Source organism: Mesorhizobium sp. M0518 (assembly GCF_040321125.1).
In the GTDB taxonomy this organism is placed as follows: Bacteria; Pseudomonadota; Alphaproteobacteria; order Rhizobiales; family Rhizobiaceae; genus Mesorhizobium.
The window spans coordinates 13,903-28,668 of the sequence record NZ_JAMYQY010000023.1 but is presented as its reverse complement, the minus strand read 5'-3'; the positions used below and the strand labels follow the sequence as shown (position 1 = coordinate 28,668).

The 14,766-nt window shown below is 63.4% G+C and carries 14 protein-coding genes; all 14 read right to left on the bottom strand.

Annotated features, from left to right (window positions below):
• Entirely contained in the window at nt 1-1,266 is a 1,266-nt protein-coding gene (gene metK / locus NKI66_RS26935) for a methionine adenosyltransferase (RefSeq protein WP_023811409.1), read from the bottom strand.
• Between the two features lie 168 nt (nt 1,267-1,434).
• Nucleotides 1,435-1,854 (bottom strand): helix-turn-helix domain-containing protein, encoded by a 420-nt coding sequence (locus tag NKI66_RS26930; RefSeq protein WP_023811410.1) that lies wholly within the window; start codon nt 1,852-1,854, stop codon nt 1,435-1,437.
• Between the two features lie 141 nt (nt 1,855-1,995).
• Complete coding sequence (gene lnt, locus NKI66_RS26925) at nt 1,996-3,588, bottom strand: apolipoprotein N-acyltransferase (protein WP_128304329.1); 1,593 nt, start codon at nt 3,586-3,588, stop codon at nt 1,996-1,998.
• Between the two features lie 102 nt (nt 3,589-3,690).
• Nucleotides 3,691-4,008, bottom strand: coding sequence for a VOC family protein (locus NKI66_RS26920; RefSeq protein ID WP_245273216.1), 318 nt, complete (start codon nt 4,006-4,008; stop codon nt 3,691-3,693).
• Nucleotides 4,009-4,294: 286 nt separating this feature from the next.
• A complete protein-coding gene (locus NKI66_RS26915; RefSeq protein ID WP_023811412.1) occupies nt 4,295-5,407 on the bottom strand; it encodes a hemolysin family protein in 1,113 nt (370 codons plus the stop codon).
• Nucleotides 5,408-5,435: 28 nt separating this feature from the next.
• A complete protein-coding gene (gene ybeY, locus NKI66_RS26910) occupies nt 5,436-5,936 on the bottom strand; it encodes an rRNA maturation RNase YbeY (RefSeq protein WP_023811413.1) in 501 nt (166 codons plus the stop codon).
• Between the two features lie 18 nt (nt 5,937-5,954).
• A complete protein-coding gene (locus tag NKI66_RS26905) occupies nt 5,955-6,947 on the bottom strand; it encodes a PhoH family protein (RefSeq protein ID WP_023758127.1) in 993 nt (330 codons plus the stop codon).
• 83 nt (nt 6,948-7,030) lie between these two features.
• A complete protein-coding gene (gene miaB / locus NKI66_RS26900; RefSeq protein ID WP_023811414.1) occupies nt 7,031-8,452 on the bottom strand; it encodes a tRNA (N6-isopentenyl adenosine(37)-C2)-methylthiotransferase MiaB in 1,422 nt (473 codons plus the stop codon).
• A 72-nt stretch (nt 8,453-8,524) separates the two neighbouring features.
• Nucleotides 8,525-9,325 carry a lyso-ornithine lipid O-acyltransferase gene (olsA, locus tag NKI66_RS26895; protein ID WP_352580083.1) on the bottom strand — a complete coding sequence of 267 codons (801 nt, stop codon included), beginning with the start codon at nt 9,323-9,325 and terminating at the stop codon, nt 8,525-8,527.
• A gap of 21 nt (nt 9,326-9,346) precedes the next feature.
• Nucleotides 9,347-9,841: a ribosomal protein S18-alanine N-acetyltransferase gene (rimI, locus tag NKI66_RS26890; protein ID WP_023811416.1), complete on the bottom strand. Its 495-nt coding sequence runs from the start codon at nt 9,839-9,841 to the stop codon at nt 9,347-9,349.
• The gene (gene tsaB, locus NKI66_RS26885; protein WP_023811417.1) at nt 9,842-10,519 is read right to left on the bottom strand and encodes a tRNA (adenosine(37)-N6)-threonylcarbamoyltransferase complex dimerization subunit type 1 TsaB; all 678 of its coding nucleotides are present in this window, start codon (nt 10,517-10,519) and stop codon (nt 9,842-9,844) included. It abuts the gene before it with no gap.
• A 95-nt stretch (nt 10,520-10,614) separates the two neighbouring features.
• Nucleotides 10,615-11,721 carry a DUF1513 domain-containing protein gene (locus tag NKI66_RS26880; RefSeq protein WP_023811418.1) on the bottom strand — a complete coding sequence of 369 codons (1,107 nt, stop codon included), beginning with the start codon at nt 11,719-11,721 and terminating at the stop codon, nt 10,615-10,617.
• Between the two features lie 352 nt (nt 11,722-12,073).
• Nucleotides 12,074-13,153, bottom strand: coding sequence for an imelysin family protein (locus NKI66_RS26875; protein ID WP_023811419.1), 1,080 nt, complete (start codon nt 13,151-13,153; stop codon nt 12,074-12,076).
• Nucleotides 13,153-14,754: a di-heme oxidoreductase family protein gene (locus NKI66_RS26870; RefSeq protein ID WP_023811420.1), complete on the bottom strand. Its 1,602-nt coding sequence runs from the start codon at nt 14,752-14,754 to the stop codon at nt 13,153-13,155. Before NKI66_RS26870 ends, NKI66_RS26875 begins: the two co-directional genes overlap by 1 nt.
• Nucleotides 14,755-14,766 lie beyond the last annotated feature (12 nt).

Genomic DNA, 14,766 nt, shown 5'->3' with positions numbered 1-14,766 from the left:
TCAGGCGGCGACCGCGTCCTTGAGTGCCTTGGCGAGATCGGTCTTTTCCCAGGAGAAAGACCCATCACGGCCGGCCTTGCGGCCGAAATGGCCGTAGGACGACGTCTTGGCGTAGATCGGTTTGTTGAGATCGAGGTGACGGCGGATGCCCGACGGCGACAGATCCATCACCGTGCGCAACGCGTCCTCGAGCTTTGCCTCGTCGACCTTGCCGGTACCGTGCAAGTCGACATAGACCGACAGCGGCTGAGCAACGCCGATGGCGTAGGAAAGCTGGATGGTGCAGCGGTCGGCGAGTTTCGCCGCCACGACGTTCTTGGCCAGGTAGCGCGCCGCATAGGCCGCCGAACGATCCACCTTGGTGGTGTCCTTGCCGGAGAAGGCGCCGCCGCCATGGGGTGCGGCACCACCATAGGTGTCGACGATGATCTTGCGGCCGGTCAGTCCGGCATCGCCGTCCGGCCCGCCAATGACGAACTTGCCGGTCGGATTGATGTACCACATGCAATCGTCGGCGATCTTGAGGTCGCCCAGCGCCTCTCGGATATAGGGTTCGACGACCTTGCGGACCTTCTTCGAATCCCAGCTCGCATCGAGATGCTGTGTGGACAGCACGATCTGCGTCGCCTCGGCGGCCTTGCCGTCGACATAGCGAACGGTGACTTGGCTCTTGGCATCCGGCCCGAGCTTGCCGGCTTCACCGCTGCCTTCGTGACGGGCGGCAGCCAGCAGTTCGAGGATCTTGTGGCTGTAGTAGATCGGCGCCGGCATCAGATCCGGCGTCTCGCGACAGGCGTAACCGAACATGATGCCCTGGTCGCCGGCACCCTCTTCGCCCTGACGGTCGGAGGCATTGTCGACGCCCTGGCCGATGTCAGGCGACTGGCCGTGCAGCAGAACCTCGATCTTCGCCGTTTTCCAATGAAAGCCGGCCTGCTCGTAGCCGATTTCGCGGATCGCCTTGCGGGCGACCGATTTGAACTTGGCCGGATTGACGACCGAATGCCCGGCGGCATCCTTGAGAATATTGCCGGCCTTGTCCCGCTTGAGCAACGTGTCGGGAACACGCACTTCGCCGGCGATCACGACACGGTTGGTGGTGGCCAGCGTCTCGCAGGCGACACGGACTTTCCACGGGTCCATGCCGGTCTTCTTGGCTTCGCGATACACCAGATCGACGATCTCGTCGGAAATCCGGTCACAGACTTTGTCGGGATGGCCCTCGGCAACGGATTCCGAGGTAAAGAAGTAGTTCTGCCGCGTCACGGGTGTCCCCTCTTGAAAAACGATCGGCAGGCTGCCGATTTTGGCGCGCCACGTGTTAGCGGGGCGAAGCGCCGCTCGTCAAGCGGTGCTTCGGTTCTGGCATGATGTCGATGCAGTTATCTTGTGCCACCGGCGGCAAGACGCCGCCAGTCCTGGCGTGATTGCCGATCAGTCGGGATCGTCGGTGGAGAGGGACTTGACCAGGTCTATGATCCTGCGGCGCACCTTGGCGTCCGCGATCTTGACAAAGGCCCGGTTGAGCTGGAGTCCTTCGGGACTGCCGCAGAATTCGACGGCGAAAGCCATCGACGCGTCCTCGGCAAATCCGCGGCCCGCCACGGGCTCCTGGCCGGGCGCATCCTCGAAAAAGAAGGCGACAGGCACGCCGAGTATGGACGCTATCGCCTGCAATCGGCTGGCGCCGACGCGGTTGGTGCCTTTTTCATATTTCTGAATCTGTTGAAATGTGATGCCGAGGTTTTCTCCCAGCTTTTCCTGGCTCATTCCCAGCATGTTGCGGCGAAGCCGGATGCGACTGCCAACATGGATGTCGATCGGATTCGGTTTCTTCTTGTTGTCTTCTGTCATTTTTTCCTCGCCGAATTTTTTCGGCTTTCTCTATTTTTTTCCTGCCCAAACAAAGCCGGAGGCAACTGCCCCAACAGAACGATCCACCGGCTTCGAGAAATTTTCAGGCACTTACAGTATGAGTTTCTAATGTGTGGGCTGTCAATTCACCCGTAGCCTTTGCCTTACGTTCAACAGCGCTGCCCCAACGGCAAACAGCAACATGATCAGCATTCCGTTAATGCGCCGTTGGCCGGGAGATATGAGCGCCTGTCCGGAAATCGGTATGTGGGCGTCGATGGCGCCGCGTGCGTCGATCGCAAGCGCATCGACGATGCGCCCACGCGGATCGACGACGGCCGAGATGCCGTTGTTGGCAGCACGCACCAATGGCAATCCATTTTCCACCGCACGGATCTGGGCCTGCCTGAAATGCTGATACGGACCCGGCGTGTCGCCGAACCACGCATCGTTGGTAACGTTCACAATAAGCTGCGCTGACGCAGCGTCAACTGCCACAAGATCGGGAAAGATCACCTCATAACAGATAAATGGCAGCGCACGGATGCCATCGGGCAGCGTGATGGCGTGGCGCTCATTGCCGGCCGCGAAACTCATCGGCCCGGCAACCAGTTGCTCGATGCCGAAACGCTGGAGCAGATCGGCGAAAGGCAGGTATTCGCCGAACGGCACCAGGTGAACCTTGTCGACGGCGTCAGCGATTTCACCCTTGTCGTCGATCGCCACCACGGAGTTGTAGTAACGGCTGTCGGCATTCGCGGCCGAACCGCCTTCCTCGCGAACGACGCCGGCAATCAGCATCTGGCCGGGTCCGAGCATGTCCCCCAGCGCCGTCAATGCGTCCGGACGCTCGGTGAAGAGGAACGGCACCGAGGTTTCGGGCCACAAGATCAGTTGCGGCTTTTGATGGCCTGGGTCCGGCGCCTTGGCCGAGAGCCCCATCAGGACCGCGAAGATGCGGTCGCGCACCGAGGCATCCCATTTTTCCGACAGGTCAACGGCCGGCTGGACGATGCGGACATCCAGGCTGCGTGAAGCTGGCGGTTCGGGAGCGGCAAGCCTGACATAGCCGAAGCCGACATGGGCGGCGGCGAGCACGACAAACAGTGCCGCGCCGAGGCGCAGATGCCGACGTGCCGCCAGCAGTGCCGGCAATGCGAAGACGAACACCGCGAGCGCGTTCATGCCGATCATGCCCGTCACCGAGACGCTCTGCATCAGCAGCGGCACGGGCATGGCCGCGTAGCCGACGGCATTCCAGGGAAAACCGGTGAACAGGAAATCGCGCAGCCATTCCGCCAGGCCGAAGCCGAAGGCAAGGGCGGCGATGCGGCCAATGTCGTTGCTCCACAGCAGCCGGGCAACGATTGCCGCAAAGCCGTAGAAAAAGGCGAGCATGAAAGGAATGCCGACCACCGCGAAGGGAAGCGCCCAGGCAAAACTGTCGGCCTCGACCAGCAGCGCCGAGCCGATCCACCAGAGGCCGGCGAGGAAATAGCCGAAACCGAACCACCAACCGACGGCGAAAGCCGGCCGCAGGCGCTGGAACAGGCTGCCGGAAGCTTCGCCGGTGGCGCCGTCGAGCAGCCAGACCAGCAGCGGAAACGAGACGAAACAGGCGGCGAAGAAATCGTAAGGCGCCTGCCCAAGCACGGCAAAAGCGCCTGCGAGAAACGCCACGAGCGCACGCCGCCAACCCCAAAGCAGAATTATCCGGCCGGTGAGGCGCTCCATGCATACTTCCGAGTCGCGAATCAGGACACAAGATTTAACAGGCTGCGCTCCGCGCTCCAAACGGCGGATGGGCTGGCTGAGATGCACAGCTTCGGCCCTGCCCTACCGGTGCCAACCCTCGATTTGGACGCCGCCCAGCCGCTCGGCCTCCTCGCGCGGAACCGAACGGATGGTCTGCGTGAAGGTCCAGACATGGCCTTCGGGGTCGCGTGCACGATACTGGCGCTCGCCGTAGAACTGATCCGCCGGCTCCTGGATTATATCAGCGTCGACCGCCCGCGCCTGCTCGCAATGCGCATCCAGGCCGCGCTTCAGCCTGACATAGATCGACTGCGTGTTCTTGCCCAAGACCGAAGCCGGGCTGGCAACATAATCGCTCCATTCGGAATCTACGATGATGTAGCTGTCGCCGAATCGCATCTCTGCATGGACGAGTTTCCCTCGGCATCGCTGACCACCATGCTGCGCGCGAAGCCTAAGGCTGCTTCCAGCCAGTCCAGCGCGGCACGAGGGTCCTTATAGAAAACACCGGACCCCAGACTTGGATGCTTGAAGGGGTCCTCGACCGCCATCCCTAAGCGCCTGGATTCTGGTTTTGCCGCATGATGTTCATTCGAAAAGTCTGCAACTTTTCGGCATCATGCTTAAGCCCTGGTTTTGCCGCATGATGTTCATCCAAAAAGTCTGCAACTTTTCGGCATCATGCTTACGCCTGTTCGGTGCGCGCGGTGGCGCGCCGGCGGCGCTCACCCTTCTGGCTCTGCACGATGCGCACGCGCTTGACGCGGCGCGGATCGGCGTCGAGGACGTGGAACTCGAAGCCGGGTATGGCCTGCACCACCTCGCCGCGGGCCGGAACACGGCCAAGCGTGTTGAAAATCATGCCGCCGATCGTGTCGACATATTCGCCATGTTCACCGGCGGCGAAATCCCCGCCGATCATCTTGGCGACGTCGTCGATCTCGGCCTTGCCGTCGACGATGAACACGCCGTCGCCGCTCTGGGTGATCATCGGCTCGTCGTCGTCATGCTCGTCCTCGATGTCGCCGACCACCATCTCGACGATGTCTTCCAGCGAGGCGAGGCCGTCGGTGCCGCCATATTCGTCGATGACCAGCGCCATCTGGGTGCGCGTCGTCTGCATGCGGCCCATCAGGTCGGAGGCAAGCATCGACGGCGGCACGAACAGCACCGGGCGGATCAGATTGAGGTCGCCAATGGTGCGTGCGAGGTCGACCTGGGCAAGATCGAGAACCGTGGCAGCGGGGGTTTTCCTGGTCGTGCGGCCCTTCTTGACGCGCGCGATCTTGGTGATGTGGGCCAGCACGTCACGGATATGGACCATGCCGCGCGGATCATCGAGCGTCTCGGAATAGACCGGCATGCGCGAATGGCCGGATTGTTCGAAAGTGCCCAGGAGATCGCCGAGCGTCGTCGTGATTTCGACCCCCTGAATGTCGGCGCGCGGTACCATGACGTCCTCGACGCGCACTTCGCGCAGCCGCAGGATGTTGTTGAGCATGGCGCGTTCGCCGGGCGAGAAGGCGCCGGCATCGCTCGTCGTCTCGGCTAGCGCGCCGGCAATTTCCTCACGCAGGCTGGTTCCGTTGCGTTGCCTGAACAGGCCCAGAACGCGGTCGAACAGTGAGGGACCGGCAGGCAACGTCTCGCTGGCAGCGCTGCCAGCACCGGCAGCAGCAGAGGTACTGCTAGCGCCAGACGTAACGGTACTCGGACTTGATCCCTCTTCCGACGTGTCGGAAGCCTTGTTCGCACTGCCGGCGTCGGGGCGGGCGGCAGTCTCTGGTTTGTCGTTCATCGTCGTCCGGTCAATTGATCAGATGTAGTTACGCGTAGGGGTCGGGAATGGCAAGCCTTGCAAGCGCCGCGCGTTCGACGGCTTCCATCGCCTCGGCCTCGGCCTCGGTCTCGTGATCGTAGCCCAGCAAATGCAGCAGGCCGTGGATGACGAGATGGGTGATATGGTTCTCGACCGGCTTGTCTTCCAGTGCCGCTTCATGGGCGACCGTTTCGGCGGCCAGCACGATGTCGCCCAGCATCGGCGGCAACGGACCGCCTTGCGCAAACGGAAAAGCCGGGAAAGACAAGACGTTGGTCGGCTTGTCCTTGCCGCGCCAGCCGGCATTGAGGAGCTGGACATGGGCGTCGTCGGTAAAAACGAGGCTGAGTTCGGAACGGCCCGCCACGCCGGTTTCGGCAAAAGCCGCCTTGACCGCGCCATCGACCAGCCGCGTCAGGCTTACCTCGTCGGGCCAGTTGCCCGCCTCAACCGATATGTCGATGTCGACGGGAACATTCCCGTCGCCGGATATTATGTCCTCAGGCATGAAGCCGCATCGTCAACATCAATTCTCGGCGCCGAGGCCGCGCGCCAGCTTGGCGTCCCGGTCGTAGGCCCTGACGATTTCCGCCACCAGTGGATGGCGGACCACATCGCCGTCGTTGAAGCGCACGGTGACCGCGCCCGCCACACCGTCCAGCACGCGCAAGGCTTCGACCAGGCCCGATTTGGTGTTGGAGGGAAGGTCGATCTGGGTCGGGTCGCCGGTGACGATCATGCGCGAATTTTCGCCCAGACGCGTCAGGAACATCTTCATCTGCATCGGCGTGGTGTTCTGCGCCTCGTCGAGGATGACGGCGGCATGCGCCAGCGTGCGGCCGCGCATGAAGGCGAGCGGCGCGATCTCGATCACTTCGGCGGCAATGGCGCGCTCAACCTTGTCGGCGGGCATCATGTCGTAGAGCGCATCATAGAGCGGCCGCAGATAGGGATCGACCTTCTCCTTCATGTCGCCGGGCAGGAAGCCCAGCCGTTCGCCGGCCTCGACCGCAGGCCGCGAGAGAATGATGCGCTCGACCATGCCGCGCTCGAGCAGCATCGCCGCATGCGCCACCGCCAGATAGGTCTTGCCGGTGCCGGCCGGGCCGATGCCGAACACCAGTTCCGACCGTTCCAGCGCCCGCATATAGGCGTCCTGGTTGAGTGAACGGGCATAGATCGTCTTCTTGCGGGTGGCGATCTGGGCGGCGGAAACCTTGCCCTTACGCTCCAGCGTCGGCAGGGTCAGCTGATCGTCGGCGGCAATCGCCATGCGCACGGCGCCATCGACGTCGGACTGGCCGATATCGACGCCCTTCTGGAGAATGCCGTAGAGATTGTCGAGCGCGCGGCGCGCCTGCTCGGCGGCCGACGCCGAACCCTTGATGGTCAGCTGGTTGCCGCGTGAGCGGATGTCGACGCCAAGCTTCTGCTCCAGCCTGGCGAGGTTTTCGTCGAACTGACCATAAAGGGCGCTGGCAAGCTTGTTGTTGTCGAAAGTCAGAACGATGTGCGCCATGTCAGAAGCCCCAGATGCCGGTACCGGGGGCAGGTTCTTCAGCTCTGCTGCGCTCAACCGTCTCTCCTCATCTGCCGAGACCCTCAGGCCAATTCGGCGAACAGGCTATTGTAGCCCGTCTTCGTGATTCGCACCTGGATAATGTCACCGATTTCGCCGGCCTTTTCATCAACAATAACCGGCTGCAGCCAAGGTGAGCGGCCAACCTTCTGGCCAGCCTGACGGCCGGGCTTCTCGATCAGCGTGTCGATGGTGCTTCCAACGAGGCTCAAGCCGAAATCCTGCTGCTGCTTCACAAGCAGAGCCTGCAGCCGCTGCAAGCGCTCGTCCTTGACCGTTTCGGGCACATGATCGGACATTTCGGCGCCCGGCGTGCCGGGGCGCGGCGAATATTTGAACGAGAAGGCCGAGGCGTAATTCACCTGACGCACCAACTCCATCGTCGCCTCGAAATCCGCTTCTGTCTCGCCGGGGAAGCCAACGATGAAGTCGCCGGAGAGCGCGATGTCAGGCCGCGCGGCACGGATACGGTCGAGCAGCGCCAGATAATCCCTCGCCGTGTGCCGGCGATTCATCGCCTTGAGGATGCGGTCGGAGCCGGATTGCACCGGAAGATGCAGATAGGGCATCAACGCCGGCAGATCGCGATGGGCCGCTATCAGTTCGTCATCCATGTCGCGCGGGTGGCTGGTGGTGTAGCGCAGACGCGCCAGCCCGGGGATTTCGGCCAGCCTGAAGAGCAGGCGGCCAAGGCCCCACTCCTCGGTCTTGCCCCCTTTGGCCTCGCCCCGGCCATGCCAGGCATTGACGTTCTGGCCAAGCAGCGTCACTTCGCGCACGCCGGCTTCGGCCAGGCGCTCAGCCTCCGCGACAATCTGCGCCACCGGCCGGGAGACTTCGGAGCCCCTTGTGTAGGGCACAACGCAGAAGGTGCAGAACTTGTCGCAGCCTTCCTGCACGGTGAGGAAGGCGGTGACGCCGCGCTTGATGACCTCGGCGCGCTTGGGCTGCGGCAGATGCTCGAACTTGTCCTCGATGGCGTAGTCGGTCTCGACGATCTTTTCGCCGCCGCGCACCCGCGCCAGCACGTCCGGGAGCCGGTGATAGGTCTGCGGACCGATGACCAGGTCGACGGCAGGCGAACGGCGGATGATCTCGGCGCCTTCGGCCTGCGCCACGCAGCCGGCGACGCCGACCAGCATCTCACGGCCGGCCAGGGCACGCTCGGCTTTCATGTCGCGGATACGGCCGAGCTCGGAATAGACCTTTTCGGCCGCCTTCTCCCTGATATGACAGGTGTTCAGCAACACCAGGTCGGCCTCGCCAATGGCATCGGTCGCGGAATAGCCGTCGGCAGCCAGCGCATCGGCCATACGCTGTGAATCATAGACATTCATCTGGCAGCCATAGGTCTTGATGAAGACTTTTCTCGCTGCCGCGGGAAGCACCGCCGGCTGTCCAGCCGTAGTGCCGATGTCGTCGCTTTCTATCGTGTTCAAGTCCATAAGGCGGCTTCTAACGCCTTTCCGTGACAAAAAACAGACGATTCTCGGCGCGCCAGCAAGGGCATGCCGGAGCTACCGGCTCGGCCGCGGGTCGGCAAGCGCCGCCTGCATCATCTCACGCACCTGGCTTTCCATCAGTTTCGACGTCTCCTTGCGGTTCGAACCCTTGGAAAAGGCGATTGCCTCGCCGAAATGCACCTCGACGTCGAGCGCGCCCTCAGCGAGCAATACCTTGAGATGCGGCATCAGATCCTCATCGCCGATCCAGGCGGCAAGCGGGCGATGCCGGCGGCCGAGCGGCACGCCGTGCAGACGCGTATAGGCGATCGCCACCGGCTGGATGAACACCTGTTCCGCCGCGCCTTCGGAAATCGCCATCGAGGCGGCGCCGAACAGCGTGCTCTTGAACGGCAGGATCATATTGCCGTCGCCGGTCGAGCCCTCGGCAAACAGCACCATCGCATCGCCCTTGGCCATGCGGCTGGCAATCTCGCTTGCCTGGTCGCCCGACGATCGCTTGCGCTCGCGCTCGATGAACACGGTGCGCTGCAGCTTCGACAGCATGCCGATCAGCGGCCAGCCTTCCATATCCGCCCTGGCGATGAACTTTACGTCGGCAAAAGAGCCGAGCACCATGATGTCGGTCCAGGAGATGTGATTGGACGCAACCAGCAGCGGGCGCTTGTCGGACAGCGTTCCCTTGACATGGATGCGCATGCCGAGCGCCCTGACGATCAGCCTGTGCCAGATCTTGAGGATGAAGGTTTCCGGCCACCAGCCGGTCTTCATCGACAGGATCTGTAACGGCACGAGGACCAGCGAACCGGCGACAACGAGGCCCAGCGCCAGGAAAATCCTGATTTTCTTGATCATCGCCTCATCCCGGCCGTGTCGCTAGCGAAGATCGCGGCGCATGACAAGCGCGCCGGTCGGTCCGTGTTCGGCCGATCTGTAGTAATTCGGCCGCTTGCCGACCTCATGGAAGCCCAGCCGACGATAAAGCGCGATCGCCGCGACATTGGTCTCATCGACCTCGAGGAACAGCGCTTCGGCGCGCTGCGCGTGCAGTTCGCGCAACACCGCGTCCATCAATTGCCAGCCCAACCCCTGGCGACGATGCGATCGCGCCACCGCGACGGTCAGGATCTCGCCCTCGCCTGCCGCAAGCCTCGCCAGCACGAAGCCGACGGGCGGCTTGGAGCCCTGCCCGGTTTCGCGCGCGGCATAGCCGAACACGGTGTCCTGTTCGAGCAGGGCGGCGAATTCGCCATCGGTCCAGGGGCGGACAAAGTCCTCGCGATGCAGCAGCGAGACCGCCGGACTGTCGGCGATCCTCAGCGGCTCGAGCGCGTAGTCCCGGCGGCGTGGTTGGAGAAAAGGTATGCGCATTTATCTTTCTTGCCTTGATAGAATAAAGCCAGCCTGCGGCTTGGCGTCGGCGCCGCGCATATAGAGTGGTTTCGGCCGTTCGCCTGCGCCCTTGGCGGCAGCCAGGCGGGCGTAGGTGACAATGTCGGCGGTGGCTGTCCGAGGGCCGACATCAAATTCGCGCCCGGCCGATGCGCTGATGAGCGCTGCCGCGGTGCCGGCAAGCACCGGAGACGTTTCCATCGCCATGGCCACCACGTCAGCCAGCGTGGCCACGGCCGGACCGTAAGCCAAGGCTGACGTTTCGTCGTAAAAGGCGGCGTGGATCTCCTCACGGCCGGCATCGAGCGCCGCCAGCACGGCGCGACCGGGAAATGCGGCTGCTGCTTCGGCGGCCAGCGCCTCCAGGGTCGTCACCCCGATCGCCGGTATCTTCAGCGCCAGCGCCAGGCCACGCGCGGTCGAGACGCCGACCCGCAGACCGGTGAAGGAACCGGGGCCGACAGAGACGGCAATGGCGCCAAGACCGGCATAGTCGGTTGCGCTTGCCTCCAGCGCTTCGGCTGTGACCGCCATCAGGTGCTCGGCATGGCCCTTGCCGAGATCGAGCACCGAGCGGCCAAGCTCCCGCTTCGCCACAGCATCATAGACGCAAGCGGCGCAAAGGTTGGCGGCACAGTCGATGGCAAGCAATTTCATGAGGCAACCGGTTCGAAAAACAATTCCCTGTGCCCGCCACGGCCCGCCACCGCAAGGGGATAGTGCATAATTCGTTAAACGGCTTCGCTGGTAGACTATGCGGCCTGTTCGATGCGCAGCATGTGGTTGTCCCAGACATAGTCCGGTTCGGAGCGTGTCGCGCCGCTGCCCTCGACGATCTCGCCGGCGCCGGTGGTGGCCATGAAGCCGGTTCCATCGGGGGCCACGCCGCAGACCTCGACCAACGCGCTGTTCGCAACGACCCGGCCGCTGGCCGCATCGATCACGACAAGCGAGTTGCCTTCCGGCGAGGAAACGGCGACGGTTCCGGCAGCCCGATTGGCCGCGACCGAGCCTATGTAGTTGCGGAAGCCGGACAAAACGTCCTGCGGCATGTCGAGCAACTGCAGATCCTTGCCGCGCGCGGCGCGACCGACCAGCAATGGACGATCGCTGCCCGGTCCCCGGTACTGGCAGCCGAACCAGACGCTTCCGGCCGGATCGGTGTCCATGTGGCGGATCGACAGCTGATGCAGTGCGGCCGGCAATTCGTGTTTCTCGATGACATAGCCGGTAACGCGGTCTATCAGCACATAGGACGGCTTCATGGTGGCGATGTTGAGCTCGGCGCGGCCGTAATCCGGATGGGTCTCGATGCCGCCATTGGCAACAGCGATCGTCCTGCCGTCGCCCAGCAGCAGAAGCTCGTGCGGACCCATGCCGTAGGTCGGGAACTCACTGATGCGGCTGAATTTCGCCCGCGCGTCGTAGACGCCGACGACGCCGGCAGCATTCTCGAAGTCGTTTTCGGTGGCATAAAGCAGCGCCCCGTCGGGCGAGAACACGCCATGGCCGAAGAAATGCCGGCCGGCGATGCTGGCGATGGTCAGCGGCGCGTCACGGCCCGAGTGATCGAAAACCACGGCGAAGGTGCCGGGCTGACGCGCGAAGACCACCGAGCGTTTCGATATGGGATCGAAGGTGACATCGTGGCCGCGATCGGGCAGGTCGATCGCATGCAGGAGCTTGCCGGCCTCGGACAGGACGGCAGCGCCAAAGCTGCCGTCGCGTTTGACGAAAGCGGTGGCGAAGACGGCGTCGGCCGCAAGCGTCGTTGCCCAGGCCGACGGCGCCATTGCCGCGGCAAAGCCGATACCCGCAGCCCTCAGGAAATCGCGGCGATCGATGAGGGAGGTTTTCAAGAGACTATCCTCCCCTGCACTGGCTCGCTCCAGGACACGGTGATTATTACGGATCGGAGCTGACGCTTGGCACCTACCGATTCTTGGAATGATCCATCGCAGACATTGGAAGTTGGCCGACGCCTCCGGAACTTCGTCATCCACGGGCGGAGCAGGAGCGAAGCTCCGTCGCGGAGACCCGAGGATCCATGCCGTGACCTTGACCGTCGGGTGCAACGGAGCAAAATTCTGGACCGCGGCAGCGCTTTGAAGTCGCGGCATGGATCCCGGGGTCTGCGCTGCGTCGCTTCGCTCCTTGCTTCGCCCCAGGATGACGAAGCTATGGGCGTTTCGGCCAATCTCAAGGTCATGCTCAGTCCCCATCCAGCGACGAGAAGCCGGCGGTCAGGCCGAATTCAGCGGTCAACCTGGTGCCGATCAAGGTCGACAGGCTGGAGGTGATCAGCGCGAAATGGTCGAGTTTGTCACGCAGTGTCGGATCGGCGAGCGCCTTGTCGATCGGGCCCTGAATGGACTTTGCGGTGGCGACACCGTTGACCAATTGGATATGGATCGATTGGGCCATCCAGCGCGCATCGGGCGGCAGGGCGTCGCCAAGCTTCGAGGCCTGGAACAGCGTGTCGATGCCGGAGAGATTTCCAGCCAGCGAATTGGTGGTGTTTTGCGAGCGCCAGTAGATCGCCTGTTTCGGCTTGTCCGCATCCGGCTTGCCGCCGAAAAACCCTTTCAGGCGCACGTCGCGGACCATTTCCAGCTCATTGATGAAGACGCCGACCAGTTCGGTCACCGCTTCGTTGCCGTCGCGGTAGAGCGGGTTCTGCGTCCCCGGATTGGCCCAAAGGGCTGGAAAGCCGTCCGGCTTGTTCCAGGCGGCGCTGACCTCGCCGGCCATGGTTTCGATGTTGCCGGCAACAGCAGTGCCATAAGCGCAGCGGTAGGGATCATCCTTGCCGGCAAGTGCATCGGCGCCGTCGCCGTAAAGAACGAATTCGAGCGCGCCCAGCCCCTGCATGGCAACGCTCTTGCCAGCCAGTTGTGCCGGATCGGTCGCGGTCGGATCCTTGTCGGACAGCGCCGCCTGTACCTGTTTCAGGCCGATGCTCTTGCGATCCGGCCAGAACAGCATGCGTTCCAGCCGGTTGTTCTCCTTGATCGGTCCGAAGGCGATGATTTCGGCTGACGACCAGGCATAGACGGTGGCGGAGAATTCGGCGCGTGCGGCATCGAGTTCTCCTTGCGAGGGCGCTTCGCAGAGCTTGTGCATCGCTTTCGTCAAGGCTTCCGCATGCTGATGCAGGCCGGCATAGGCCGGGCGGACAAAGCCATCGATCGCCCGCTGGATGATGTCGGAGGCTTTGACCGCCGCCGACGCCGGGACGACGCCCAGCAGAGCCAGCGGAAGAACGAGAAACAATGCAGAGCGCTTGAACATCACAGTGCCTCCAGGAATTTGAGCAGCGCATTGCGGTCGGCCGCATTGGCTGCGGCAAAGCGGTCGCGCGCTTTCTGCGCCTCGCCGCCATGCCACAGGATCGCCTCGGTCAAGCTGCGCGCGCGCCCGTCATGCAGGAAGAAGGAATTGCCGTTGACCGTCTCGGTCAGGCCGATGCCCCACAGCGGCGGCGTGCGCCATTCATTGCCCGTCGCATCTCCCACGGCCTGGCCGTCGGCCAGATCAGGCCCCATGTCGTGCAGCAGGAAGTCGGAATAGGGCCAGATCAGTTGGAAGGCCTGCGCCTTGTGGGCCGTGCCGCGACGGGTGACGAATTTCGGCGTATGGCAGGCGATGCAGCCGATCTCGTAGAAGATTTTCTTGCCAATGAGCACCTGCGGCGTGTCGAGGTCGCGGCGCGCCGGCACGGCCAGGTTCTGCGAATAGAAGGTGACGAGATCCATCACCGGCGGCGGCGCCTCGACCGGGCCAAGACGCTGCTGCACGCCGTTCGGCATGGCGATGCATTTTGCCTCCGCAGCAGTGCAATCGCCCCAATGCTTCGGCTCTTCGGGCGTCGAGATGCCGATGTCGCCGGCAAAGGCATCCGCTGCCTGCTGGCGGATCGACGCGGTCTGCGCCTTCCAGCCGAAGCGGCCGAGCGTCAGTTCCCCGCTCAAGCTATCGCGCACGATGTTCGGCCTGCCGGAAATGCCGTCGCCGTCCCTGTCGTCCGGATCGGCGTGGGCGAGAATATCAGCCGGCGCGATCTGTTCGATCAGGCCCAGGCCGATCATTGGCGGCGTCAGTCGCGGCGACAGCGTGGTGCGCGGGTCGAGTGGTCCATAGGCAGGGTCGACGACCGAATAGCTCGGTTTGCGCAAGGAAATCACGGTGCCGTCCGTCAGCTCCGCCTTACGTTCCTGGTAGTCGACATGCATCCCACCTTCGCCGCGCAGACCGGGTACGGCGAGCTCCTGCAATTGCGTGCCGTAGACCGGGTCGGGGAAGTTGAGCACCTTGTGTTCGGCAATCGCTGCCCTCTCTTCCGCGTTGCTGGCCTCCCGTGCCAGCCGCAGGAACATCGAGGTCGTGCCGGCGTCGCCTTGCGGCGGGCGGCCGCGGCCATCCTTCAGATGGCAGTTCTGGCAGGCACGTTCGTTGAACAGCGGGCCGAGCCCGTCCGAAGCCTGCGTCGAGGATGGCGACGACACCCAGTTCTTGCGGAAAAGGGCATTGCCGAGCTTGAAGTCGCCCTCTTCCTCGAAGGTGATGTTGGCCGAGGATTGCGAGAAGGAATCGCGGCTGACGTCCTTTCGGGACGTGCCGGCGCCACCTTGCATCAGTTCGAACTGCTCTGGCCTGGAAAAATCCATGGTCGGCCTGGTGACGGCGATGACGCGCGCCTGATCCTTCGCATTGAGGTCGGTGCGCGTGGTGGCGAGCCCGGCCGGCTGAAGATCACCGGCCATCGCCGAAGAGGCAAGCGCAAACACGAGCACGACACAGCGCCGACGCGCCAATCCGGCCGGCGTCTTCTCAGGGAGCGGCGAGCCGTCGGCCCGCCGCGAGCGGCGCACGAATTCTAGCAGGCGCCGCATTCCCGCATGCCC

Bases quoted from the DNA above. Each gene is read 5' to 3' on its own strand.
- NKI66_RS26930 (WP_023811410.1), bottom strand. From the start codon at position 1,854: ATGACAGAAGACAACAAGAAGAAACCGAATCCGATCGACATCCATGTT.
- lnt (WP_128304329.1), bottom strand. From the start codon at position 3,588: ATGGAGCGCCTCACCGGCCGGATAATTCTGCTTTGGGGTTGGCGGCGT.
- NKI66_RS26920 (WP_245273216.1), bottom strand. From the start codon at position 4,008: ATGCGATTCGGCGACAGCTACATCATCGTAGATTCCGAATGGAGCGAT.
- NKI66_RS26915 (WP_023811412.1), bottom strand. From the start codon at position 5,407: ATGAACGACAAACCAGAGACTGCCGCCCGCCCCGACGCCGGCAGTGCG.
- ybeY (WP_023811413.1), bottom strand. From the start codon at position 5,936: ATGCCTGAGGACATAATATCCGGCGACGGGAATGTTCCCGTCGACATC.
- NKI66_RS26905 (WP_023758127.1), bottom strand. From the start codon at position 6,947: ATGGCGCACATCGTTCTGACTTTCGACAACAACAAGCTTGCCAGCGCC.
- miaB (WP_023811414.1), bottom strand. From the start codon at position 8,452: ATGGACTTGAACACGATAGAAAGCGACGACATCGGCACTACGGCTGGA.
- olsA (WP_352580083.1), bottom strand. From the start codon at position 9,325: ATGATCAAGAAAATCAGGATTTTCCTGGCGCTGGGCCTCGTTGTCGCC.
- rimI (WP_023811416.1), bottom strand. From the start codon at position 9,841: ATGCGCATACCTTTTCTCCAACCACGCCGCCGGGACTACGCGCTCGAG.
- tsaB (WP_023811417.1), bottom strand. From the start codon at position 10,519: ATGAAATTGCTTGCCATCGACTGTGCCGCCAACCTTTGCGCCGCTTGC.
- NKI66_RS26875 (WP_023811419.1), bottom strand. From the start codon at position 13,153: ATGTTCAAGCGCTCTGCATTGTTTCTCGTTCTTCCGCTGGCTCTGCTG.
- NKI66_RS26870 (WP_023811420.1), bottom strand. From the start codon at position 14,754: ATGCGGCGCCTGCTAGAATTCGTGCGCCGCTCGCGGCGGGCCGACGGC.